The sequence below is a fragment of the Roseateles sp. P2_H4 genome, assembly GCF_056403315.1.
Map to the genome: position 1 here is coordinate 82,878 of NZ_JBFUFR010000005.1, position 22,381 is coordinate 105,258.

The window sequence follows — 22,381 nt, forward strand, 5'->3', positions numbered from 1 at the left end:
TGAATATGATTGCTTTTGGCAAGTATTTTGGCGTGCCATGATGCCGGGCGCCAATCCGGGAGCCTGCATGCTTCGAGCCCTCCGAGTCGCTCTGCTGCCTTTGCTGGCCGGCCTGCCGCTGGCTGTTGCCGCGTCGCCGTCGGCCCCGCAGGGCTGGCGCACGCTGCTGGCGGACTACGACCTCCATCTGCGGGCCACCGACCCGTTGCGCGCCGTGCTGGTGGGCGATACCGCCGCATTGGCGCGCTGGCCGGACGACAGTGCCTCCGCCCTGACCGAGCGCCGGCAGCGGCTGCTGAAGTTGCAGGCCCGCATCGTGGCGCTGGGCAAGTCCAGGCTGACGCCCGAGGACGCATTGAGCCGCGACTTGCTGGCCGAGCGGGTCGACCTCGATCTGCAAGGCCTGGCCTTCGACGAGTCGCGCCTGCCCTATATCGGTGGCGACGGCTTCTACACGGTGCCCAATTACGCGGCCGACGGCGTCGTGCTGCGCGACGAGGCGCAGGCGCGGGCCTGGCTGGCCAAGATCGCCGCCTTCCCGGCCTACTACCGCGCGCAGGCCGACAACCTGAAGCGCGGTGCGGCCAGCGGCTTCGTGCGGCCGCGCCTCATCGCCGAGCGCGCGGCGGCGGCCTTGCGGGCAAGAGCAGATCAACCCGCCGAGGCCCACGCGCTGATGAAGCCGCTGGCCGAGCTGCCGGCCACGCTGGCGCAACCGCTGCGAGCCCAGCTTCAGGCCGAAGGGCTGGCCCTGGTGCAGCGCGCGGTGAAGCCGGCCGAGCGCGAGATGGCCGAGCTGTTCGAGCGCGTGGTGGTGCCGGCGGCCAGCCGGGTCCTGGGCATCACGACCTTGCCCGAGGGCCCGGCCTACTACGCCTATCTGATCCACCGCCAGGCCTCCACGCGCATGTCGCCCGAGGCCATCCATGCGCTGGGGCTGAGCGAGGTGGCTCGCATCGAGGCAGAGATGCGGCAGGTCATGGCCAGCACCGGCTTCAGCGGCAGCCTGGCCGCCTTCTCGGAGCAGCTGCGCGCCGACCCACGCTTTCGCGCCGCCAGCCTGGACGACTACGTGAGCCGCACGCGGGATGTCGCCAAGCGGGTCGATGCGCTGCTGCCAGCCTATTTCCGCCGCCTGCCGCAGCTGAGCTTTGGCGTGCGCGTCGTGGCGCCGGAGATGAAGGAGTCGTCCTCGGGCTACAACCCGGGCAGCCTGACGCAGGGCGTGGCCGGCACGGTGCTGGTCAATGCCGATGCGGTGGAGCACAGCCCCCTCTACAGCCTGACGGCCTGGACGCTGCACGAAGGCGCGCCGGGCCACCACCTGCAGATCGCGCTGGCCCAGGAGCGGGATGACCTGCCGGCTTTCCGGCGCCTGGATGACCTGAATGCCTATGTGGAGGGCTGGGCGCTCTATGCCGAACACCTGGGCGTGGAGATGGGCCTGTACCGCGACGCGTATGAGCATTTCGGGCGCCTGTCCTTCGAGATCTGGCGCGCCTGCCGCCTCGTTGTCGACACCGGCCTGCATGCCAAGGGCTGGACGCGCGAGCAGGCCGTGGCCTACTTGCGCGAGCACACGGCGCTGGGCGCCGGTTTCATCGAGACCGAGGTGGATCGCTACATCGGCTGGCCGGCCCAGGCCCTGGGCTACAAGCTGGGCGAGCTGCGCATCCGCGCGCTGCGCGAGCGGGCCGAGCGCGAGCTGGGTGCTCGCTTCGTGCTGCGCGACTTCCACGACGCCGTGCTGCGCGGCGGGGCCATGCCGCTGGATCTGCTGGAGCGCGAGGTGAATCGCTGGATAGGCGCTAGGCTGGCGGCTGGACGCTGAGATCGGAGATCGTTTTGGGCATCGTCGTGTATTGGCTGGAGAGCGAGGGCGAAGAGGCTGCGCCCGTCTGCCAGTTTTTCAGCAGCAAGGAACTGACCCAGGCCCTGGCCTGGGCCGAGGACAGGCGCCGGGCGGGGCATCGCCACGTCAGCATCTCGACCGAACTGGACGAGAGCGTGGGCAAGCCCGGTGTCTCGGCCGTGGAGGGGGGCAAGACGCCGGACGGCGAAGCCTACGAATGGTCCAAGGCCGGCCGGGCCGGCAAGGTGCGCAAGGGCCGCTGAATCAGAACTTGTAGCCGAAGCCGACCGTCAGCAGGTTGTCGGTCTTCTTGGTGCCGACAGGCACACGACTCGTGTAGCGGCTGGCCAGGCCGGCGTTGAGCGTCCAGGCACCGCTGATCTGCGTGGCGAGGCCGGCGTCGAAGGTGGCGCGGTTGCCGAGGTCGCCGCCGCCGGGGTAGTAGACGAGGCGCTGCTTCAGCGTCGTCGTCTCGCTGACCTTGTGGCTGGACTCTTCGCCGAACAGCACTTGCGCGCCATTGGCCGAGCTGCCGTCCGTCAGGCGGGTGGCGGTGTAGCCGAGACCGCTGAAGATGTCCCAGTTGGTGGCGTCGTCCTTCACCAGGTGATAGCCGAGACCGCCGTTGACGCTGTAGCGGTCGCGCACGCCGCCGGCCTTGTTGGTCTCGGCGTCTGCACCGCCGAAGGCGAACCACTGCGGGCCGAAGTTGAAGTCGTAGCGGCCGCCCAGGCGCAGCAGGTCGGCGGTGGTGGTGTCGACGCCCGCGTTCTTGTTGCGGCCGTAGTTGGCGATGCCGAAGAGGCTGAGCTTGTCTTCGGCCGTGGCGACGCTGGCATCCGCATTGGCGGCCAGCGTGCGGCTGCTGCTGTTGCCGCTGGCCAGGGCGCCGGCGACGCTGAGGCCGCCATGCCACTTGCCGTCGGGCGTGTCCTGAGCCTGGGTGGCCTGAGAAGCGAGGGTGAGGGCGACAACGCCGAGGGCGAGAGTGAGACGTGGCATTCGGAAAGTGAGCCTTACGGGGAAAACCAGAAGTATCGCCAACGCACTCGCGGGAACGCGGTGGTCCCCAGCCGGGTCTGTAAGAGGCGGTTCCCTAAAATGCCGGCATGACCTCTTTCCCTGTCGACGCTGCGGTCGACGCCGCTTCCAGCCCCCTGCTGCGCAATCTCAACCCTGAGCAACTGGCCGCCGTGACCGCGGCACCGGAGCCCGCCCTCATCCTGGCCGGTGCCGGCTCCGGCAAGACCCGTGTGCTGACCACCCGCATCGCCTGGCTGCTGCAGACCGGCCAGGTCAGCCCGGGCGGCATCATGGCCGTGACCTTCACGAACAAGGCCGCCAAGGAGATGCTGACGCGGCTCTCCACCATGCTGCCCTTCAATGTGCGGGGCATGTGGATAGGCACCTTCCACGGCCTGTGCAACCGCTTCCTGCGGGCGCACTGGAAACTGGCCAACCTGCCCCAGGCCTTCCAGATCCTGGACGCCAGCGACACGACGTCGGCCGTCAAGCGCGTCATCAAGGCGATGAAGCTCGATGAAGAGCGCTTCGTCCCCAAGCAGGTGGGCTGGTTCATCGCCGGTTGCAAGGAAGAAGCCCAGCGTCCGGGCGACGTGGAGCAGCGTGACGAGCAGACAAGGAAGCTCGTCGAGATCTACGCCAACTACGAGGACCAATGCCAGCGCGAAGGCGTCGTGGACTTTGCCGAGCTGATGCTGCGCTCCTACGAACTGCTGCGCGACAACGCGGCGGTGCGCGAGCACTACCAGCACCGCTTCCGCCACATCCTCGTCGACGAATTCCAGGACACCAACAAGCTGCAATACGCCTGGCTGAAGATGTTCGCTCCGCCCGGCCTCGATAGCGGCCAGAGCCTCTTGGCCGTGGGTGACGACGACCAGAGCATCTACGCCTTCCGTGGCGCGCGCGTCGGCAATATGGCCGACTTCGAGCGCGAGTACCGCGTCAAGAAGGTCATCAAGCTGGAGCAGAACTACCGCAGCTTTGGCCACATCCTGGATGCCGCCAACGAGCTGATCAGCCGCAACAGCCAGCGCCTGGGCAAGACGCTGCGCACCGATGCCGGCCCGGGCGACCCCATCCGCGTGCAGGAATCGCCCAGCGACTTTGCCGAAGCGCAGTGGGTCATCGAGGAGATCCAGAGCCTGCACCGCGGCGGCATGGACCGCCAGGAGATCGCCATCCTCTACCGCAGCAATGCGCAGTCGCGGGTCATCGAGTCGGCGCTGTTCAACTCGGGCATCCCTTACCGCGTCTACGGCGGCCTGCGCTTCTTCGAGCGCGCCGAGGTCAAGCATGCACTGGCCTACCTCAGGCTGCTGGAGAACGCCAACGACGACACCAGTTTCCTGCGCGTCGTGAACTTCCCGACGCGCGGCATCGGCGCCAAGACGCTGGAGAACCTGCAGGACGCCGCCAAGGCCTCGGGCCGCAGCCTCTACCAGAGCGTGGGCGCCATCACCGGCAAGGGCGGGGCCAACCTGGTTGCCTTCACCAACCTGATCGACTCGACGCGCAACCTCACGCAGGGCATGACGCTGCGCGAGATCATCGAGCAGGTGCTGGAGACCTCGGGCTTGCTGGACTTCTACCGCACCGACAAGGACGGCGCCGAGCGGCTGGAGAACCTGGACGAACTGATCAACGCGGCCGAGGCCTTCGTCATGCAGGAGGGCTTCGGCAAGAACGCCGTGGGCCTGCCCGTGGACGAGGTGGCGCCGAGCGTGCAGTCCACCGGCACGCCGGGCGCGGTGCCCGACGCCGAGACGGGCGAGATCATGTCCCCGCTGGTGGCCTTCCTGACGCATGCCTCGCTGGAGGCTGGTGACAACCAGGCCCAGGCCGGCCAGGACGCCGTGCAGCTGATGACCGTCCACTCGGCCAAGGGCCTGGAGTTCGATGCGGTCTTCATCACGGGCCTGGAGGAGGGCCTGTTCCCGCATGAGAACTCGATGTCCGACCACGATGGCCTCGAGGAAGAGCGCCGCCTGATGTATGTGGCCATCACGCGGGCGCGCCAGAAGCTGTCACTCAGCTTCTGCCAGACGCGCATGCTGCACGGACAGACGCGCTATCACATCAAGAGCCGCTTCTTCGACGAGCTGCCCGAGGAAGCGCTGAAATGGCTGACGCCGCGCAACCAGGGCTTCGGCTCGGGCTTTGCGCGCGAGTACCAGCAGGCCTGGCAGCGCGGCAGCGGCCTCAAGGGCATGGTGGGCGCCGGCAATGTGCCCAATCGTGGAGAGAGGGCGGCCTGGGTCGAGCCGCCCGTGCCGCCCAGCATGAAGCAGAAGGTGTCGGAAGAACATGGCGGCCTGCGCGTGGGCAAGGGCGTCTTCCACAACAAGTTCGGCGAGGGCGTGTTGCTGACGCTGGAAGGTTCGGGCACGGATGCGCGGGCCCAGGTCAACTTCGGTCGCCACGGTACGAAGTGGCTGGCCTTGTCGGTCGCGAAGCTGACGCCGATCGATTGACTGCCCCTCGCCCAGATGCACCCCTGCTGAACGCGGGTGCATCTGGTCGGTCCCCCGAGGGGACGGCGATGCTTGCCGGATTGACCGGCAAACATCGCCCAAGGCGGGCCGGCTAGGGAGTGGCCCGGCGCTCGGCCCGCAACACGAAGGACTATCGCCCGATGATCACCACATGGGCCTGGATGCGCGTGTCCAGAGGACCGGCTCCAAATCTGTCGGCAAAGGCGCGAGCGACGAGGGCCGTCATCTCCGGCAGCCGGCCCGGCGCGCGCGCCTCGATCTCGGTGCGCAGCGGCGTGCCCTGGCAATAGCCCAGGGCGGCCGGGGAGGGGGAGTCGGCGCGGGCCCGCAGCGGCAGCGTGACGATGTCGGCCTCGCGCTCGAAGCCACCGGCTTGCAGATCGGCACGCAGCACGTCGATGTCGTGATAGCCATGCGGCGTGCGGGCCATGAAACGCGGCGGGTCGTCCGGGAAGGCCTGGGCCAAGGCCTCGGTGGCCGTCTTGGCCAGCTCGTTGCTGTCGATGTGGTCCCAGACGTTGAACAGGAAGAAGCCGCCCGGTTTCAGCACGCGGCGGATCTCGGCATAGGCCTCGGCCTTGTCCGGGAAGAACATCGCGCCGAACTGGCAGGCCACGAGTTCGAAGCTCTCGTCCTCGAAGGGCAGGTCCATGGCGTCGGCCAGCCGCCATTCGACGGGGCGCTCGGTGCCCAGCGTGGCGGCCATGTCGATCATCATCGCGTTCAGGTCGCTGGCGATGATGTGCGTCTCGGGCGGCAGTTCGGCCACCAGGCGGCGCGTCAGCACGCCGGTGCCGGCGGCAATCTCCAGCACCTCGGCCGGCCGCAGCGCAGCCGCCCTGGCCGCCAGATCGAGCGCATAGGGCTCGAAGATCAGCGGCACCATATAGCGCTCGTAGAGCTCGGGGATGGAGCCCGTGAAGCCCCGGTCGTTGAGGTTCATGGGCGGATTCTGAGGCGATGCTAGGCTGTTCAGTGCTGTCTTCGCATTTACTTGCAATTCGCCATGACCGAACACCGCCCCTCACACGCCGAGCTGAACGCTTTCCTGCTGGCCGAGTTCCCGCAGAACCGCTGCACGCTGGAGGAGGTGGACGAAGGGGACGGCAGCGTCGTCGTCGCCCATCCGGTGGGTGAGCGCGAGTTGCGCCCCGGCGGCACGGTGTCGGGCCCGGTCATGATGACGCTGGCCGACGTGGCTCTGTACCTCGCCATCCTGGCGCGCATCGGCATCGTGCCGCTGGCGGTGACGACCAACCTGTCCATCAACTTCCTGCGCAAGCCGCGCGCCGACCGGCGTGTCGTTGCGCGCTGCCGGTTGATGAAGCTGGGCAAGACGCTGGCGGTGGGCGAGGTCTACATCTATTCCGAAGGCGAAGACGAGCCGGTGGCGCATGCGACGGGCACTTACGCGATTCCGCGGGAGCGCTGAGACGCCGCTACCTGTGGATTCAGTGCTCAAACCATTCGTCTGCGTTCGTGTTCGGCATTTGCTGCATGAAGCGCAGTCCTATGACGGCTGGCGCGTAAACCAGCGGCCCCCACAGGTCGGCGACTACGGAACCGTGCTGGATGTTCTGAGTGCGCCAAATCTTCCAGACAAGTATGTCGTTGAGAGCTGCCTTCCAGACGGCAGCAGTCTTTGGCTTGCGGACTTCTTTGCTGAAGAGATCGAAGTCGATCACTCGGTCGAGGTCTAGCCCTGCGCTACAGGGGACGACGCCGCCCGCTGGGCGTTGACGTTCAGCACCCACTTGCTGGAGTTGAATCGGCCGTCACGTACCGCTTCTTACCGGCGGTTGCCGGCGCAGTCTTCAACGACCTCCCAAGGCACTGAAGCACCTCACGGCATGCCGCTTGCTCCCTTCCTTTCAAGCGCGCGACTTCCGTACGCCGAAAGGAAATGCGATGCAGGTGCATATCGAGACCGACAACCATGTGGAGGGCAGGGAGAAGCTGATCGAGCATGTCGAGGGCGTGATCCGCGATGCCGTGGATCACTACAAGGTCCAGGTGACGCATGTGGAAGCGCATCTGGGCGACATGAACAGCGGCGAGAAATCGGGCCCCGACGACATGCGCTGCCTGTTGGAGGCGCGTGTGGTGGGGCTGAAGAACATCGCGGTCAAGCACCAGGCTGAAAGCCTGCACCTGGCGATCGAGGGTGCGGCCGACAAGCTGACGAGGGCGCTCGACTCGGCACTCGGCAAGCAGCAGGACCGCCAGCGGCGCCATGCGGGCACCGGTGAACTGAGCGCCGACGTGGCCCGCGAGGTCGACGAGAGGGCGTCGCCTGCGGCCGAGCCACGGTGACCCACGAAAAAGGGCTGCTCACGCAGCCCTTCAGTCACGCGCCTGCAATCAGCCGATCTTGGCCAGTTTGACGCTGGTGGCCGCACCCGTCAGATAGCCCACCTGGGCGCCGAAGCGGTCCTTGTAGTTGGCGCGCACCAGCGGGTCCAGCGTGGCCTTGACGATGTTGTGCAGCGGCGTGCCCCAGTCACCCGGGTGCTGGAAGTTGCTGGTGATATAGGTCCAGCCGTTCAGGTCGTCCACCACGCCCAGGCCGGTGGCCTCGGCGCCCGAAGGCATGGACACGAGGCGGGTCAGCGCCTTGGTGTCGACGTTGTAGGCCCAGACGAAGTTGTTGACGTGGTAGCTGCTGTCCTCGCCGATGAAGAGGGTGCGCAGCTTCTCCGAGAACTTCAGGTTGTCTGGCGCGCCGATCTTGTCGGGGTTGGCGAGATTGCCCAGCGCATCTGCCGTGGCCAGGTCTTCGCCGATCAGCAGGGTCTTGGTCAGCGAAGGTACCCAGTCGCTGGTGATGGCGCCGCCTGCCGTGTCCTTCTGGCCCGTGCTCAGCGTGTGGGCCAGCACGCCGCCGGCGTTCAGCGCCTTGTCGAGGGTGATGTTGGCGGCCTCGTTCCAGGCCGCGTTGCCGCGCACCATGGAGCTTTGCATGTTCTGCAGGGCCGAGTAGGCGATCTTGTCCTTGGCGTTGACGGTCGTGCCCTCCATCTTGGTGAAGGCCATGGAGCCGCCCTTGAGTGCCGCGTAGCGATGCGTCTCGAGGAAGGCGGCGGCCTTGTCCATGCCGGCCTTGACGCGCACCCACTGCACCTTGCCGCTGAACCAGATCTTGGTGAAGCTGGCGTCCAGCGGGTCGGTGGTGGCCACGTCCATGATGTCGGTGGCTTTCAGGGTGTCGGCCAGGGCCTTGATCTCGGCGCTGGTGGCGGCGCCGAGCTTGATCCACGTGATGGGCGCACCGGCGGCGGCCGTGTCCAGCGAGAAGCCGGCGCCGAACTTGGCCACATACAGCGAGCCGGCGGAGAGGTCCTTCTCCTTGTCGGCCACGAACATGAAGAAGCCGCCGTTGGTCGCGTCGTCGCCCATGATGGCGGTGCGGTTGTCGGGCATGACCTGGATCAGCTCGTGCGAGATGCGGCCCAGGCAGTAGTGCTTCTTGATGGTGCCGGTGCCATCGGGGTTGACGGTCACTTCGGGCAGATGGCCGTAGTGGTAGCAGTTCGCCTTGGTCTCGTCGCCGAACAGGTTCTTGCTGTAGGCCTTGAACTGCGCGTTGCTGGCGATGGTGAAGGCGTCGGGCTCGTACTCTTCGCTGGACAGATGGGTGCCCCAGGGCGAGAGGCTGGCGCCGCAGGTGATCCACAGGCCCATGGCGGGCGCCGTGTCGACGTTGTGGTACTTCACCAGCGACAGGCGGCCGGTGGCGGGGTCCTGGTCCAGCGTCAGCACGGCGATGGGCGAGGGCAGCTTGCCGTACATGTCGGTCTTGCCGTCCTGGGCCCAGGTCGTGTATTCGAACTGCACGACGGCGAAGACGGCGTTGCCCTTGATGCCGGACACGGTCGCGTTGTCGAGCTTGAGCAGCGAGGTGCCGTCGGGCGAGTCGCTGAAGAACTGGCGATCCTTGCCCGCCACGGTCGTGTCGACGATGGGCTTGCCGGCGAAGTCGACATAGCCGCCGGCCAGCAGGGTGCCGCCCTTGCCGTCGGAGACGAGGTCGCCGGTCGTGAAGAAGGGGGCATAGGCGAGCGAGAAGCCCTGGGTGCTGTCGTCGCTGAACTTGACCATCAGCGTCGAGTTGACGAGGGTCTTGGCCATGTCGGCCGGCGTGGCCAGGCTGGGCGCGGCCATGGCCACGAAGGTGGCGGAGGCGAAGCTGGGGGCGGGCGCGTTGTTGTCGTCGCTGCCGCCGCCGCAGCCGGTCAGCAGGCTGGCAATGGCGGTGCCGCCGACCGTTCCAGCGATAGGAAGCATCAGGGGAGCGCCCAGGAACTTGAGGGCGTGGCGACGATTCAGGGATTCGGACATTTGGCGACTGCTACAGAGAAAGGCTGCACAGCCGAGCCCCGCGCGAGGTCGCACGCCGGCCCGGCACGAGCCGTGCAATGTAGGAATCCTGCATGTCATCCGCGTTAAAACGCGGGCCCGGTGCAGCAACCGGGGCGTCAGGCCTGCTTGTCGTCCAGCAGGTTCTGCGGCGCGCCGAACATGAAGCAGTCGACGAAGGTGAAGTAGAGCGAGGCGTAATAGACCGGCGACAGCAGCAGGCCCGTGATCTGCAGCGACATGACCGGGTCCGCCGGCAGCCCCAGCATGCCGCTGAGCAGCAGCAGCAGGCTGAAGCAGGTGGCGATCAGGGCCACCCAGAGCAGGGCGTTCAGCAAAAAGGCCGCCTTGTTGCGCCACAGGGCCAGCGTGCTGGAGAACAGCGCCTGGGCCACGCCCTGGCCGCCCCAGTGCACCAGCGCGGGCGCGTGCCAGAACGGTATGGCCAGCGCCAGCAGCCCCAGCCCCAGGGCCAGGCCGCTCCAGACCAGCCGCGGGTCGGTGGCGGCGGCTTCGATGGCGGCCTTGTCGGGCGCGGGGGCGGCCATCAGTTGCTGCAGCTTGTCGGAACTGCCGCCGTCGATCCAGTGGGACAGCAGCATGACGACGACGATGCCGGCCAGATAGGTGGCGCACAGCGCCATCTGGTGCCGGGTGCGCTCGGGCGTCAGCCGCAGGGGGCTCAGGAAGGTGTCGACGCCCGGCCGCTTGCGCTGCAGGGCCAGGTGCGTGGCCAGCATGAAGCCCAGCGAGATCAGCGGCATCACCGCCAGCAGCAGCGGCGTGCCGACGACGGGTGCCATCAGCGCGATCAGCTTGGAGCACAGCGTGAGCGCCAGGATGGCCATCGAGAAGGCCCAGGGCTGGCGCTGGAAGACGCGAAAGCCGTGGCGTATCCAGAGCCGGCCATTGCCGGCCGGCACCTGTTGCAGATGCAACTGCATCGTCACGTGGCCGCCTCGTCGTGCAGCGCGTGCCAGGGCTTGGCGATGCGCTCACGCAGCACGCGCTCGAAGTGGCGCGGGTCGTGGGCCTTCAGCAGGCTGGCCTCGCGCGGCAGGTGCAGGTCGTACAGCCGCGACAGCCAGAAGCGGAATCCCGCGGCACGCAGCAGGGCGGGCAGCAGGCGGTGCTCGGCGCCGGACAGCGGCCGCACGCTTTCGTAGGCGGCGACGAAGACGGCGGCGCGCTCCTCGATGAGGCGGCCGTCGGTCAGGTCGATGCACCAGTCGTTCAGGCAGACGGCGAGGTCGAAGAGCCAGGTGTCGCAGCCGGCGAAATAGAAGTCGAAGAAGCCGGTCAGGCGCTCGCGGCCCGGGCCCTCGCCGGGCTCGAACATGACGTTGTCGCGGAACAGGTCGGCGTGGATGGGACCCGAGTGATGTGCCAGCAGGTCGGCATAGCGGGCCGACGCGGCGAGCTGCTCCTGGTAGGCCAGCTCGGTTTGCAGCAGGTCGGCCTCGGCCGCGTCCAGGAAGGGCAGCAATTGCGGCGCCACCTCGCGCCACCAGGGCAGGCCGCGCAGATTGGGCTGGTAGAGGGCGAAGTCCTGGCCGGCCAGGTGCATGCGCGCCAGCGTGGCGCCGACCTGGCTGCAGTGGAAGGCGTCGGGTGCGAGTTGGTGGCCGCCATGCAGGCGGTCGACGATGGCCGCCGGCTTGCCCGCCACTTCAAACAGGATCTCGCCGCTGGCATCGGCGTGGGGCTCGGGCACGGGCACGCCGCGCTGGGCCAGGTGCTGCATCAGCCGCAGGTAGAAGGGCAGCTGCTCGGCCGTCAGGCGCTCGAACAGCGTCAGCACATAGCGGTGCAGATGGCCGTCGCCCTGGGTGCAGTCGACGAAGTAGTTGGTGTTCTCGATGCCGGCGCCAATGCCGCGCAGCGACGAAAGCTGCCCCAGGGCGAGATGGTCCAGCAGGGCTTGCGCCTGCTCAGGGCTGACTTCGGTAAAAACGGCCATGGGTCCAGAAAGCGGCTCTCGGGCCGCCTGCGATCAGAATTTGAGAACTCGCCAGACCCGCGTGCCGGAGCCGCTCTTGCTCAGGCCCGTACCCGTGCCGCCGGCCGATTCCCGGCCTGCGTCATTGACGACGATTTCGTAGTCCGGTGCCTTGGTGAGCTTGTTCTTGACCGTGACTTTCTTGGTCTCGCCGCGCACCTTCAGCTCCTCGATGCGGACCTGGTCATCCTCGGCCACGGTCTGTTCGACCTTGGGCTCGGGGGGTGGGTCGGCGAAGGCGCTCGCGGCACAGGCAGCGAGCAGGAGGAGTACGGCGGGGCGAAGCATGCTGCCGATTCTAGGCGGGCACCTGGCCGAGAATCCCTCTCCATGAGTAAACCCATCCTGCTGCTGGTCGACGGTTCCAGCTACCTCTATCGCGCCTTCCATGCCATGCCCGACCTGCGTGGCCCCGAGGGGCAGCCCACCGGCGCGGTGCGCGGCATGGTGGCCATGCTGAAGAAGCTGCAGAGCGACATCGGCGCGGCGCACGCCGTCTGCGTGTTCGACGCACCGGGCAAGACCTTCCGCGACGACTGGTATCCGGAATACAAGGCCCAGCGCTCGCCCATGCCGCCGGAGCTGCGCGCCCAGATCGAGCCCATCCACGAGGTCGTCAAGCTGCTGGGCTGGCCCACGTTGACGGTGGCGGGCGTCGAGGCGGACGACGTCATCGGCACCCTGTGCTGCATCGCGGCCACCCAGGGCCACCGCGTCATCGTGTCGACCGGCGACAAGGACCTGGCCCAGCTCGTCAATGCCGACGTGGAGCTCATCAACACGATGAGCAACGAGCGGCTGGACGAGGCCGGCGTGCTGGAGAAGTTCGGCGTGCCGCCCAACCGCATCATTGATTACCTGACGCTGATGGGCGACACGGTGGACAACGTGCCGGGCGTGACCGGCGTCGGTCCCAAGACGGCCGCCAAGTGGATTGCCGAATACGGCTCGCTGGACGGCGTCATCGCCGCAGCGCCCGCGGTCAAGGGCAAGGCCGGCGAGAACCTGCGCGCGGCACTGGACTGGCTGCCCATGGGGCGCAAGCTCGTCACCGTGAAGGTGGACTGCGAACTGGCCGAGCATGTGCCGGGCTGGCCGCAGCTGGAGGACCTGGCCTTCCGCGAGCCGGACAAGGCGGCCCTGGGCGAGTTCTATGTGCGCAACGGCTTCAAGCAGTGGCTGGAGGAGCTGACGGGCACCGCGGTGATCCCCAAGCCCAAGGCGGCGCCGGTCGCCAACCCGGGCCTGTTCGACGAGCCGGAGCCACTGGCCGGCGCGGCGGATGTCGCCCGCCAGTACGAGACCATCCTGACTTTCGAGCAACTCGAGGCCTGGCTGCAGCGCCTGCACGCCGCGCCCCTGTGCGCCCTGGACACCGAAACCGATTCGCTGGACCCGATGGCGGCCCATATCGTCGGCATCTCCTTCGCTGACAAACCGGGCGAAGCGGCCTACATCCCGCTGCACCACAGCGGCCCGGATGCCCCCGAGCAACTGCCCTTCGATGAAGTGCTGGCCCGCCTCAAACCCTGGCTGGAGGACGAGTCCGCCAAGAAGATCGGCCAGAACCTGAAGTACGACCGCCATGTGCTGCTCAACCACGGCATCCAGCTGGCCGGCGTGCAGCACGACACCCTGCTGCAGAGCTATGTGCTCGAAGCCCACAAGACCCACAACCTCGAGGCCCTGGCCGAGCGCCACCTGGGCCGCAAGGGCCTGAGCTACGAGGACCTGTGCGGCAAGGGCGCCCACCAGATCCCCTTCGCCCAGGTCGACGTGGCCAAGGCCACGACCTACTCGGGCGAGGACTCCGAGATGTGCCTGCACCTGCACAGCGTGCTGTGGCCGCAGATCGAGGCCGATGCGGGGCTGAAGCGCATCTATGCGGACATCGAGATGCCGACGGCCGATCTGCTGGCGCGCGTGGAGCGCAACGGCGTGTTGATCGACTCGGAGCGCCTCAAGCTGCAAAGCCACGAGATCGGCCAGCGCCTGGTGCTGCTGGAATCGCAGTGCTATGACATCGCCGGCCAGCCCTTCAACATCGGCAGCCCGAAGCAGATCGGCGACATCCTGTTCACCAAGCTGGGCCTGCCCGTCGTGAAGAAGACGGCCACCGGCGCGCCGTCCACCGACGAAGAGGTGCTGACCGAGCTGGCCGCCGACTTCCCGCTGCCGGCCAAGATCCTCGAATACCGCGGCCTGTCCAAGCTCAAGAGCACCTACACCGACAAGCTGCCGCTGCAGATCAACGCCCATACCGGCCGCGTGCACACCAATTACGCCCAGGCCGTGGCCGTGACGGGGCGGCTGTCCAGCAACGAGCCCAATCTGCAGAACATCCCCATCCGCACGGCGGAAGGCCGGCGCGTGCGCGAGGCCTTCATCGCGCCCGCGGGTTTCAAGATCGTCAGCGCCGACTACTCGCAGATCGAGCTGCGCATCATGGCCCACATCAGCGAGGACCCGGGCCTGCTGAAGGCCTTCCAGGAAGGCCAGGACGTGCACAAGGCGACGGCCAGCGAGGTGTTCGGCGTCGCGCTGGGCGAGGTGTCCAGCGAGCAGCGCCGTTACGCCAAGACCATCAACTTCGGCCTCATCTACGGCATGGGCGCCTTTGGCCTGGCCAGCGCCCTGGGCATCGAACAAAAGGCCGCCAAGGACTACATCGAGCGCTATTTCACCCGCTTTGCCGGCGTCAAGAAGTACATGGACGAGACCAAGGCGAGCGCCGCCGAACTCGGCTATGTGTCGACGCTGTTCGGCCGGCGCATCTACCTGCCCGAGATCCGTGGCGGCAACGGGCAACGCAAGGCCGGGGCCGAGCGCCAGGCCATCAATGCGCCCATGCAGGGCACGGCCGCCGACCTGATCAAGCTGGCCATGCTGGCCGTGCAGGCGGAATTGGAGAGCGCGGGCAAGCAGTCCAGGATCATCATGCAGGTGCACGACGAACTCGTCTTCGAAGTGCCCGAGGCCGAGCTGGACTGGATGCGCACCGAGGTGCCGCGCCTGATGGCGGGCGTGGCCGAATTCAAGGTGCCGCTGCTGGCCGAGGTGGGCGTGGGCAGCAACTGGGAAGAGGCGCACTGAGTCTGGTGAGGGGAGCTGGTGATGGGACGCAATCCCCTAAATTTCCTATTTTTCCCAAAATAGGGAAAATACCGGCCATGCCAGTCGGGAGTCTCATCATGTCCGCAGTCCTCGAACAAGCCCTGGCCGACCAGCTGCCCAGCGTGTCGGCCACCCAGCTCGTGGCGGGTATCCAGAAGGTCGGCCGCACCGTCGCCGCCCATGGCGCGGTGCTGATCACCAAGCATGACCAACCGGCCTTCGTGCTGATGTCGGTCGAGCGCTACCGCGAGATGCAGCGCGCCGCCGAGCCCGACCTGGGCGCCCTGGGCGGCGAGTTCGACGCGATGCTGGCGCGCATGCAGGGCCAGGGCGACGCTCTCGGCGACGCCTTCGCGATGGCGCCCGACGCCCTCGGCGCCAACGCGGTCAAGGCCGCCAAACCTCGCAAACCCGTCCGCAAGGCCGCCTGAGCCTTGCCCGCCAAGCTCTATGTGCTGGCCGGCGTCAACGGCGCCGGCAAGAGTTCCATCGGCGGTGCGGCCATCACGGCCAGCGGCGCCGAGTTCTTCAACCCCGACATCGCCGCCTCGCGCCTGCGCGAACAGCAGCCCCATCTCTCCGCCGAGCAGGCCAACGGCCTGGCCTGGACGCTGGGTCGCCAGGGGGTGGAGAAGGCCTTGGCCGAAGGCCTGACCTATGCCTTCGAGACGACGCTGGGCGGCAACAGCATCGCCAGGCTGCTGCTGGACGGTGCCCGTGACGGCGCCGAGGTGCATGTCTGGTATGCGGGCCTGGCGACGCCCGAGCTGCATCTGCGCCGCATCCAGGCGCGCGTGGCCGCCGGCGGGCATGACATCCCAGAGACCAAGGTGCGCGAACGCTTCGACGCGAGCCGTGCCAATCTCGTCAAGCTGATGCCGGTGCTGGCCAGCCTGCGCGTCTACGACAACAGCTTCGAGGCCGACCCCCGCGCCGGCCGCCGGCCGCAGCCGGTGCTGCTTTTGCAGATGCAGGCCGGCCGCGTCGTTGCCCACGCACCGTTGCGCAGCGTGCCCGCCTGGGCAAAACCTTTGCTGGCGGCTGCGCTGCGTTGACTATCATCGGCGCCCAATAGAACAGGCTTGGGATGTGATGAGGGTCTTGCTGGTCGATGCTTTTCCGATGGTGCGTGCGGCGCTCACCGGCCTGATCGAGCAGCACTTTGCCGGCGCGCAGGTGCAGGGTGTCGACAGCGTCGCCGCCGCGCGCACGGCGCTGGAGCAGGCCATGCCGCGCCTGGTGCTGCTGGACCTGCATGTCGAAGGTGGCTTCGAGTTGCTGCAGCAGATCCACCGCGAGCATCTGCTGCTGCCCGTCGTGGTCATCTCGGGCAGCGACGACAGCGAAGAGGCCTTGCAGGCCCTGGGCGCTGGCGCCATGGGCTATGTGCCCGAGCGCAGCGACCTGAACACGCTGGTGCAGGCCCTGCATCTGGTGCTGGCCGGCGGCACCTATGTGCCGCCGTTGAAGCGGGCGGGCGAAGTGCCGGCCGCGGCCGCCTCGGCCAGCACGGCGCCACCCGACTGGGCCGAACTGCCGCTGACGCCGCGCCAGAAACATGTGCTGCATCTGCTGACGCAAGGCCTGTCCAACAAGCTGATCGCCCGCGAACTGGGCGTCAGCGTCGAGACCGTCAAGGACCATGTCGCCGCCGTGTTCAAGGCCCTGGGCGCGAGCTCGCGCACTCAGGCCGTGCTGATCGCGACGCAGAAGGGGCGTTAAAGCCGCTTCGCGACCTCTGCCTTGAACCAACCTGATTCGAGATAGGCGTAGAGGTTCTTGCCCGGGCAGACCGTCTGCTTGCTGTAGTCCTTGTGGCTGGCGATGGCGTCCAGCCCCAGGTGGTGTTCGCGCGCCAGCCAGGCCGTCAGCTCCACCGCTGCGCTCAACTGGGCCGGGGTCGGTTGCTGCTCTTCGAAATTGCCCACCAGCATCAGCAGGGCATGGCCGCGCGGGTCGTATTCGGTGTTGGTGTCGCCCGCCTGGGTCAACGGCCGCGCGGCGTAGATGCGGCCGTCGGGCGCGATGACGTAGTGGTAGGGGATGTCGGCCCAGCGCTTGGTCAGGCGCGACCATTGCTGCAGCCGGCGCAGATAGGCCTCGGGGTCAGTGCCTTCCTTCCAGATCTCGCCTTGATGATGGATGGTGATGCGGCTGATGTGCTGGGGCTCGTCGCGGGCTGTGGGCGGGCTGCCGCCCCAGGCCTCGACGCTGACGATAGTCGGCGCCTGCGGCTTGCTGGCGCAGCCGGCCAGGGCCAGCAGCAGGGCGAGGACGAACAACCTCATCGGACGGCGTCGATCGCGTTCAGCACCGCCTCGGCCGTGGCCGGTGCGCGCAGCGGCGGGTCACAGTGGTCGGGGCCGCAGGCCGCGCAGGCGTCCTTGATGGCCAGCAGGGCCGCGAAACCCAGCAGCAGCGGCGGCTCGCCGACGGCCTTGCTGCGGTGGATGGTTTCGCTGGCGTTGGCGATGCCGAAGAGCTCGACCTTCAGCTCGGGCGGACAGTCGTTGGCGGTCGGGATCTTGTAGGTGCTGGGCGCATGCGTCGTCAGCAGTCCCGTCACCGGATGCCAGACGAGTTCTTCCATCGTCAGCCAGCCCATGCCCTGGATGAAGCCGCCTTCGATCTGGCCGATGTCGATGGCCGGGTTCAGGCTGGTGCCGACGTCGTGCAGGATGTCGGCATGCGTGATGCGGCTCTCGCCGGTCAGCGTGTCCACCAGGGCTTCGCAGACGGCGCCGCCCCAGGCGTAGTAGTAGAAGGGGTGGCCCTGCAGCTTGCTGCGGTCCCAGTGCAGGCCGGGCGTGGCGTAGAAGCCGTCGCTCCAGAGCTGGATGCGCTTCAGATAGGCCGCGGCGACGAGTTCGCCAAAGGGCAGGCTCTGGCCGCCGCCGCTGACTTGGCCGCCGTCGAAGGCCACCAGTTCGGCCGCGCAGCCAAAGCGTTCCGCGGCGAAGGTCGCGAGGCGCGCCTTGATCTTGCGCGCGGCATCTTGGGCGGCTTTGCCGTTCAGGTCACTGCCGGTGGAAGCGGCCGTGGCCGAGGTGTTGGCGACCTTGCTGGTGTCGGTGGCCGAGCAGCGCACCGCCGACAGCGGCAGGCCCAGCTCGTGGGCGACGACCTGTGCCACCTTGGTGTTCAGCCCCTGGCCCATCTCCGTGCCGCCGTGGTTCACCAGCACCGAGCCGTCGGTGTAGACATGCACCAGGGCGCCGGCCTGGTTCAGGTGGGCGACGTTGAAGGAGATGCCGAACTTGACCGGCGTGAAGGCCAGGCCCTTCTTCAGCACCGGGCTGGCCGCGTTGAAGGCGCTGATCTCGGCGCGGCGTTCGACGTAGCGGCTGCTGGCCAGCAGTTGCGCGGTCAACGTTTGCGCGTGCAGCTCCTCGACCTGTTGGCCGTAGGGCGTCACGTCCTGTCCGGCGGCATAGAAGTTGCGCTCGCGCACGACCGTCCCGTCCAGCCCGAGCTGGCGGGCGATGCCGTCCAGGATCATCTCGATGGCGATGGCGCCCTGGGGGCCGCCGAAGCCGCGGAAGGCAGTGTTGCTCTGCGTGTTGGTCCTGGCGCAGTAGCCGTGCATGGCGACGTGGGGCAGCCAGTAGGCGTTGTCGAAGTGGCACAGCGCCCGGGCCATGACGGGCGCGGAGAGGTCGGCGCTGTGGCCGGCGTTGGAGACCAGGTCGATCTCGGCAGCCAGGATGCGGCCGTCGGCGTCGAAGCCCACGTCCCAGCGGTAGTCGAAGCCGTGGCGGCGGCCGGTGACGAGGAAGTCGTCGTCGCGGTCCACGCGCAGCTTGACGGGCTTCTTCAACTTCAGCGCGGCGATGGAAGCRACGCAGGCGAAGAGGGCCGACTGCGATTCCTTGCCGCCAAAGCCACCACCCATGCGGCGGCATTGCACGGCGACGCGGTGGGCCTGCCAGCCCAGGCAATGCGCGACGAGCTGCTGCATCTCGCTGGGGTGCTGGGTGGAGCAATGCACCAGCAGGCCTTCGCCGCCTTCCTGTGGCAGGGCCAGACTGATCTGGCCTTCCAGATAGAACTGCTCCTGGCCGCCGAGGCTCCATGTGCCTTGCAGGCGATGCGGCGCCGTGGCGAGGTGCTCGGCCGGCTCGCCACGCGTCAGATGCATGGGTGGCAACACGTATTGACCCTTGGCGTGCGCGTCGAGGGCCGTCAGCACCGGCGGCAGCGGTTCGGCCTGGATGACCTGCTTGGCCAGCCCCGCGGCGCGGCGGGCCAGGTCGCGATCCGTCGCAATGACGGCAAACACCGGTTGGCCGACGTAACGCAGCTCATCCGCAGCCAGGATGGGGTCGTCGCGCAGCAGCGGGCCGCAGTTGTTCTCGGCCGGGATGTCGGCGGCACTGAGCACGGCGACGACGCCGGGCATCTGGCGGATGCGTTCCAGGTCGACGCCCAGCAGCTTGCCGTGGGCGATGGGCGACAAGCCCAGCGCTGCATGCAGCGTGCCGGCGGGCTCCGGCAGGTCGTCGATATAGGGTGCGGCGCCACTGACATGCAGATGGGCCGATTCATGCGGTGTCGACTTGCCGACGACCGGCTGCAGTTCAAGCAAGGCTTCAGGCTTGTTCATGCCGCCACCTCCTGCATGGAAGGCCAGATGCCGATCGGAATGGCGCCGACGGTCTCCAGCCACAGCTTGGTGAACAGGTTCTGCGCGACCTTGAGCCGGTAGTCGGCCGAGGCACGCATATCGGTCATGGGCTTGAAGTCCTGGGCCAGCGCAGCTGCGGCGGCTTTGGCAGCGGCTTCGGTCCAGGGCTGGCCGACGACGGCGGCTTCCGCCGCGGCGGCGCGCTTGACGATGGCCGCCATGCCACCAAAGGCAAAGCGGGCCTCCTGCACGATGCCGGCATCCAGCCGGATGGCCAGCACCGCGCAGACCGCCGAGATGTCGCTGTCGTGCCGCTTGGCGATCTTGTGCGCGCTGAAGCGCCAGTCCGCCGAGGGCAGCGGCACATGCAGCGCCTCGATGAACTCGCCGGGCTGCAGGTCCTTCTTCATGTAGTCGAGATAGAAGTCCTGCAGCTTGAGGCGGCGCTGCTGCGCGCCGCGGCGCAGGACGACGTCGGCGCCCAGTGCGATCAGCGCCGGGGCGCCGTCGCCGATGGGCGAGCCATTGGCGATATTGCCGCCCAGCGTGCCGGCATGGCGCACCGGGGGCGAGGCAAAGCGCAGCCACAGCTCGCGCAGCCGCGGCACGGCGGCGGTCAGGGCCGCCCAGCTGTCTTCCAGCGAGGCGGCGGCGCCAATCCACAGGCTGGTGCCGTCATGGCGGATCTCGCGCAGCGCCGCCACCCGGCCGGTGTAGATGACGTCGCCCAAGTCGCGGAACTGCTTGTTGACCCAAAGACCCACGTCGGTGGAGCCGGCCAGCAGCGTCGCCTGGGGATAGGTTTCGCGCAGCAGGGCCAGGTCGTGAACGCTTTGCGGTGCGTGGAAGCGTGCGCCCGCGTGGCCGTAGTCCAGCGGTTCATCCGCAGCCAGGGCTTCGAGGGCCTGGGCGATGGGTTGGCGGTCCAGACAGCGGGCCGGCGCGTCGAACATCTGCTCGCCGGCATCCAGGATGGGCCGGTAACCCGTGCAGCGGCAGAGGTTGCCGGACAGCGCATCGGCGAGCTGCTGGCGCGTGGGCTGGGTGCCGGCAGCCTGGTGGGTTTCGTAGCAGGCCGTCAGGCTCATGACGAAGCCCGGCGTGCAGAAGCCGCATTGCGAGCCATGGCAGGCCACCAGGGCCTCTTGAGCGGGGTTGAGATGCTCGGGGCCGCCCAGATCTTCCACGGTGAGCAGGGCGCGGCCGTCCAGCGTCGGCAGGAACTGGGTGCAGGCGTTGACGTTGCGCAGTTCCAACTGGCCGTCGGCGCCCAGTTCGCCCTGGATGACGGTACAGGCGCCGCAGTCCCCCTCGGCGCAGCCTTCCTTGGTGCCGGTGCAGCCGGCATGCTCGCGCAGGTACTGCAGCACGGTGGTCGTCGGGGGCAGGTTTCCCACCTCGACAACCTCGCCGCGATGGAAAAAGCGGATGGGTCGGGTATTCATGCTGCGCTCTATTGTCTGGCTTGGCGTCAGAATTGCCACATGAGTTTTACTAACCAGGAAAAATTCTCCACAAACAGTCCCGGCCGATGGGCGCTGAGGGGTGATCTGCTCGATTTCACGGCCGCACCACGTTGGGGCGACACCGAGTCGTCGGCAGTGCGCTTTGACCGCGACCATTGGCTGCTGATCGAGGACGGCCGTATCGTCGGCCGCCAGGCCACCGCGCCGGATGCGACTTGGGCGCGCAAGGACCATGCCGGCAAGCTGGTGCTGCCGGGCTTCATCGACACCCATGTCCACTGCCCGCAGCTGGAGGTCATCGGCTCCTACGGCACCGAGCTGCTGGACTGGCTGAAGCGCTACACCTTCCCCAGCGAGTGCGCCTTTGCCGACCCGGCGCGCAGCCACGCCGGCGCCGAGGTCTTCCTGGACGCCCTGCTGGCCAGCGGCACGACCTCCGCCGTCGTCTTCCCGACGGTGCACAAGGTCTCGGCCGAAGCCCTGTTCGAGAGCGCCGCGGCGCGTGGCATGCGCCTCATCACCGGCAAGGTGTTGATGGACCGCCATGCGCCGGACGGGCTGCGCGATGACGTCGTGCAGGCCGAGAAGGACTGCATCGACCTGATCAGCCGCTTTCACGGCCAAAGCGGCAAGTACCAGCGCCTGGCCTACGCAGTGACCGTGCGCTTTGCACCGACCAGCACGCCCGGGCAGCTCGCCATGGCCGGCGCCCTGTGCCGCGCCGATGCCAGCCTCTATATGCAGACCCATGTGGCCGAGAACCGCGCCGAGGTGGCCTGGGTGGCCGAGCTGTTCCCGGACGCGCGCAGCTACCTCGACGTCTACGAGCGCGTTGGCCTGGTGCATGAGCGCTCGGTGCTGGCCCATGGCATCTACCTCGACCCGCACGACCGCGTCGTCATCGCCGACCGCGGCGCCCAAGTGGCGCATTGCCCGTCGAGCAATCTCTTCCTGGGCAGCGGGCTGTTCGACTGGCCGGGTGCCGCCTTCAACATCAGCCTGGCGTCCGACGTGGGCGGCGGCACGTCTTTGAGCCTGCCGCGCAACATGCTCGATGCTTACAAGGTGCAGGCCCTGCGCGGCGAGCGCCTGACGGCCTGGGCAGCCCTGCATGCCGCCACGCGTGGTGCGGCCGAGGCGCTGCAGCTGGGTGGCGAGATCGGCGGCCTGTCGGTGGGGCAGACGGCGGACATCTGCGTCTGGGATTGGGCGACCGGCCCGGTGGCCGAAGCGCGCGACGCCGTCGCCCGCGAGCTGCACGAACGCGTCTTCGCCTGGATGACGCTGGCCGACGAGCGCAACCTCGCTGCCTGCTACGTTGCGGGTCAGCAGCGAATTTGATGTTGCCCCCAGGGCTGGCCTGAAGCCAGCCCCCCCGAAGGGGTCAAGGCGACTCGGGAACGGCCCAGCGTCGCCTTGGAACCGCCTGACCCCCAATTCCGCCGCTTCGTC

General features: G+C 67.9%; 20 protein-coding genes. 10 read left to right on the plus strand and 10 right to left on the minus strand.

All coding sequences use genetic code 11. From position 1 onward, the window contains the following. The first annotated feature begins 67 nt into the window (after window positions 1–67). Together AC1DW3_RS05425 and AC1DW3_RS05430 are read left to right on the plus strand one after the other, a co-directional pair. Window positions 68–1,831, plus strand: a complete 1,764-nt coding sequence (locus AC1DW3_RS05425) for a DUF885 domain-containing protein (protein WP_477929332.1) — start codon at window positions 68–70, stop codon at window positions 1,829–1,831. Window positions 1,832–1,845: 14 nt separating this feature from the next. Further along, complete coding sequence (locus AC1DW3_RS05430) at window positions 1,846–2,115, plus strand: hypothetical protein (protein WP_477929334.1); 270 nt, start codon at window positions 1,846–1,848, stop codon at window positions 2,113–2,115. A gap of 1 nt (window position 2,116) precedes the next feature. Here the strand turns inward: AC1DW3_RS05430 and AC1DW3_RS05435 are convergent, their stop codons facing one another. Continuing rightward, window positions 2,117–2,854 carry a DUF481 domain-containing protein gene (locus AC1DW3_RS05435; protein ID WP_477929336.1) on the minus strand — a complete coding sequence of 246 codons (738 nt, stop codon included), beginning with the start codon at window positions 2,852–2,854 and terminating at the stop codon, window positions 2,117–2,119. A 107-nt stretch (window positions 2,855–2,961) separates the two neighbouring features. Between AC1DW3_RS05435 and AC1DW3_RS05440 the strand changes: the two genes are divergently transcribed. Then, window positions 2,962–5,349 carry a UvrD-helicase domain-containing protein gene (locus AC1DW3_RS05440; RefSeq protein WP_477929338.1) on the plus strand — a complete coding sequence of 796 codons (2,388 nt, stop codon included), beginning with the start codon at window positions 2,962–2,964 and terminating at the stop codon, window positions 5,347–5,349. Window positions 5,350–5,500: 151 nt separating this feature from the next. On the opposite strand, the gene AC1DW3_RS05445 is transcribed toward AC1DW3_RS05440, so the two are convergent. Next, window positions 5,501–6,313 (minus strand): class I SAM-dependent methyltransferase, encoded by an 813-nt coding sequence (locus AC1DW3_RS05445; RefSeq protein ID WP_477929340.1) that lies wholly within the window; start codon window positions 6,311–6,313, stop codon window positions 5,501–5,503. A 63-nt stretch (window positions 6,314–6,376) separates the two neighbouring features. Between AC1DW3_RS05445 and AC1DW3_RS05450 the strand changes: the two genes are divergently transcribed. Further along, on the plus strand, window positions 6,377–6,802 hold the full coding sequence (locus tag AC1DW3_RS05450) for a PaaI family thioesterase (protein WP_477929342.1): 426 nt from the start codon (window positions 6,377–6,379) through the stop codon (window positions 6,800–6,802). A gap of 19 nt (window positions 6,803–6,821) precedes the next feature. On the opposite strand, the gene AC1DW3_RS05455 is transcribed toward AC1DW3_RS05450, so the two are convergent. After that, on the minus strand, window positions 6,822–7,055 hold the full coding sequence (locus tag AC1DW3_RS05455) for a hypothetical protein (protein WP_477929344.1): 234 nt from the start codon (window positions 7,053–7,055) through the stop codon (window positions 6,822–6,824). A 223-nt stretch (window positions 7,056–7,278) separates the two neighbouring features. Between AC1DW3_RS05455 and AC1DW3_RS05460 the strand changes: the two genes are divergently transcribed. Next, a complete protein-coding gene (locus AC1DW3_RS05460; RefSeq protein ID WP_477929346.1) occupies window positions 7,279–7,683 on the plus strand; it encodes an HPF/RaiA family ribosome-associated protein in 405 nt (134 codons plus the stop codon). Window positions 7,684–7,731: 48 nt separating this feature from the next. On the opposite strand, the gene AC1DW3_RS05465 is transcribed toward AC1DW3_RS05460, so the two are convergent. The 4 genes from AC1DW3_RS05465 to AC1DW3_RS05480 form a co-directional block, all read right to left on the minus strand. Then, a complete protein-coding gene (locus tag AC1DW3_RS05465; protein ID WP_477929348.1) occupies window positions 7,732–9,708 on the minus strand; it encodes a PhoX family protein in 1,977 nt (658 codons plus the stop codon). Between the two features lie 137 nt (window positions 9,709–9,845). Beyond that, complete coding sequence (locus AC1DW3_RS05470) at window positions 9,846–10,670, minus strand: BPSS1780 family membrane protein (RefSeq protein ID WP_477929564.1); 825 nt, start codon at window positions 10,668–10,670, stop codon at window positions 9,846–9,848. 2 nt (window positions 10,671–10,672) lie between these two features. After that, window positions 10,673–11,686, minus strand: coding sequence for a homoserine kinase (locus AC1DW3_RS05475; RefSeq protein ID WP_477929350.1), 1,014 nt, complete (start codon window positions 11,684–11,686; stop codon window positions 10,673–10,675). A gap of 33 nt (window positions 11,687–11,719) precedes the next feature. Then, complete coding sequence (locus tag AC1DW3_RS05480; protein WP_477929352.1) at window positions 11,720–12,013, minus strand: hypothetical protein; 294 nt, start codon at window positions 12,011–12,013, stop codon at window positions 11,720–11,722. Window positions 12,014–12,055: 42 nt separating this feature from the next. Here AC1DW3_RS05480 and polA point away from each other — a divergent pair, with 42 nt between their 5' ends. From polA to AC1DW3_RS05500, 4 genes are all read left to right on the plus strand, one after another. Beyond that, the gene (gene polA / locus AC1DW3_RS05485; protein ID WP_477929354.1) at window positions 12,056–14,818 is read left to right on the plus strand and encodes a DNA polymerase I; all 2,763 of its coding nucleotides are present in this window, start codon (window positions 12,056–12,058) and stop codon (window positions 14,816–14,818) included. 98 nt (window positions 14,819–14,916) lie between these two features. Further along, a complete protein-coding gene (locus AC1DW3_RS05490) occupies window positions 14,917–15,270 on the plus strand; it encodes a type II toxin-antitoxin system prevent-host-death family antitoxin (RefSeq protein WP_477929356.1) in 354 nt (117 codons plus the stop codon). A 3-nt stretch (window positions 15,271–15,273) separates the two neighbouring features. Next, the gene (locus AC1DW3_RS05495) at window positions 15,274–15,894 is read left to right on the plus strand and encodes an ATPase (RefSeq protein ID WP_477929357.1); all 621 of its coding nucleotides are present in this window, start codon (window positions 15,274–15,276) and stop codon (window positions 15,892–15,894) included. A 37-nt stretch (window positions 15,895–15,931) separates the two neighbouring features. Then, the gene (locus AC1DW3_RS05500; protein ID WP_477929359.1) at window positions 15,932–16,561 is read left to right on the plus strand and encodes a response regulator transcription factor; all 630 of its coding nucleotides are present in this window, start codon (window positions 15,932–15,934) and stop codon (window positions 16,559–16,561) included. Here AC1DW3_RS05500 and AC1DW3_RS05505 read toward each other — a convergent pair. Genes AC1DW3_RS05505 through xdhA form a run of 3 tightly spaced genes read right to left on the minus strand, consistent with a single transcriptional unit; the run spans window position 16,558 to window position 20,908 of the window. Then, window positions 16,558–17,127 carry a peptidoglycan recognition protein family protein gene (locus tag AC1DW3_RS05505; RefSeq protein ID WP_477929361.1) on the minus strand — a complete coding sequence of 190 codons (570 nt, stop codon included), beginning with the start codon at window positions 17,125–17,127 and terminating at the stop codon, window positions 16,558–16,560. The two genes, AC1DW3_RS05500 and AC1DW3_RS05505, sit on opposite strands and share 4 nt — an antisense overlap. Further along, a complete protein-coding gene (gene xdhB / locus AC1DW3_RS05510; protein WP_477929362.1) occupies window positions 17,124–19,442 on the minus strand; it encodes a xanthine dehydrogenase molybdopterin binding subunit in 2,319 nt (772 codons plus the stop codon). The genes AC1DW3_RS05505 and xdhB overlap by 4 nt, the downstream gene beginning before the upstream one ends. Then, complete coding sequence (gene xdhA / locus AC1DW3_RS05515) at window positions 19,439–20,908, minus strand: xanthine dehydrogenase small subunit (RefSeq protein ID WP_477929363.1); 1,470 nt, start codon at window positions 20,906–20,908, stop codon at window positions 19,439–19,441. Before xdhA ends, xdhB begins: the two co-directional genes overlap by 4 nt. Before the next feature lie 39 nt (window positions 20,909–20,947). Between xdhA and guaD the strand changes: the two genes are divergently transcribed. Next, entirely contained in the window at window positions 20,948–22,270 is a 1,323-nt protein-coding gene (guaD, locus tag AC1DW3_RS05520; RefSeq protein WP_477929365.1) for a guanine deaminase, read from the plus strand. The last annotated feature ends 111 nt before the right edge of the window (window positions 22,271–22,381 follow it).

What these genes read in the sequence shown, in the direction of transcription:
- AC1DW3_RS05460 (WP_477929346.1), top strand. Translation starts at nt 7,279, where the DNA reads ATGCAGGTGCATATCGAGACCGACAACCATGTGGAGGGCAGGGAGAAG.
- AC1DW3_RS05475 (WP_477929350.1), bottom strand. Translation starts at nt 11,686, where the DNA reads ATGGCCGTTTTTACCGAAGTCAGCCCTGAGCAGGCGCAAGCCCTGCTG.
- polA (WP_477929354.1), top strand. Translation starts at nt 12,056, where the DNA reads ATGAGTAAACCCATCCTGCTGCTGGTCGACGGTTCCAGCTACCTCTAT.
- AC1DW3_RS05505 (WP_477929361.1), bottom strand. Translation starts at nt 17,127, where the DNA reads ATGAGGTTGTTCGTCCTCGCCCTGCTGCTGGCCCTGGCCGGCTGCGCC.
- AC1DW3_RS05435 (WP_477929336.1), bottom strand. Translation starts at nt 2,854, where the DNA reads ATGCCACGTCTCACTCTCGCCCTCGGCGTTGTCGCCCTCACCCTCGCT.
- AC1DW3_RS05500 (WP_477929359.1), top strand. Translation starts at nt 15,932, where the DNA reads ATGAGGGTCTTGCTGGTCGATGCTTTTCCGATGGTGCGTGCGGCGCTC.
- AC1DW3_RS05450 (WP_477929342.1), top strand. Translation starts at nt 6,377, where the DNA reads ATGACCGAACACCGCCCCTCACACGCCGAGCTGAACGCTTTCCTGCTG.
- AC1DW3_RS05490 (WP_477929356.1), top strand. Translation starts at nt 14,917, where the DNA reads ATGTCCGCAGTCCTCGAACAAGCCCTGGCCGACCAGCTGCCCAGCGTG.
- AC1DW3_RS05445 (WP_477929340.1), bottom strand. Translation starts at nt 6,313, where the DNA reads ATGAACCTCAACGACCGGGGCTTCACGGGCTCCATCCCCGAGCTCTAC.
- xdhA (WP_477929363.1), bottom strand. Translation starts at nt 20,908, where the DNA reads ATGAATACCCGACCCATCCGCTTTTTCCATCGCGGCGAGGTTGTCGAG.
- guaD (WP_477929365.1), top strand. Translation starts at nt 20,948, where the DNA reads ATGAGTTTTACTAACCAGGAAAAATTCTCCACAAACAGTCCCGGCCGA.
- AC1DW3_RS05425 (WP_477929332.1), top strand. Translation starts at nt 68, where the DNA reads ATGCTTCGAGCCCTCCGAGTCGCTCTGCTGCCTTTGCTGGCCGGCCTG.
- AC1DW3_RS05440 (WP_477929338.1), top strand. Translation starts at nt 2,962, where the DNA reads ATGACCTCTTTCCCTGTCGACGCTGCGGTCGACGCCGCTTCCAGCCCC.
- AC1DW3_RS05480 (WP_477929352.1), bottom strand. Translation starts at nt 12,013, where the DNA reads ATGCTTCGCCCCGCCGTACTCCTCCTGCTCGCTGCCTGTGCCGCGAGC.
- AC1DW3_RS05470 (WP_477929564.1), bottom strand. Translation starts at nt 10,670, where the DNA reads ATGCAGTTGCATCTGCAACAGGTGCCGGCCGGCAATGGCCGGCTCTGG.
- AC1DW3_RS05465 (WP_477929348.1), bottom strand. Translation starts at nt 9,708, where the DNA reads ATGTCCGAATCCCTGAATCGTCGCCACGCCCTCAAGTTCCTGGGCGCT.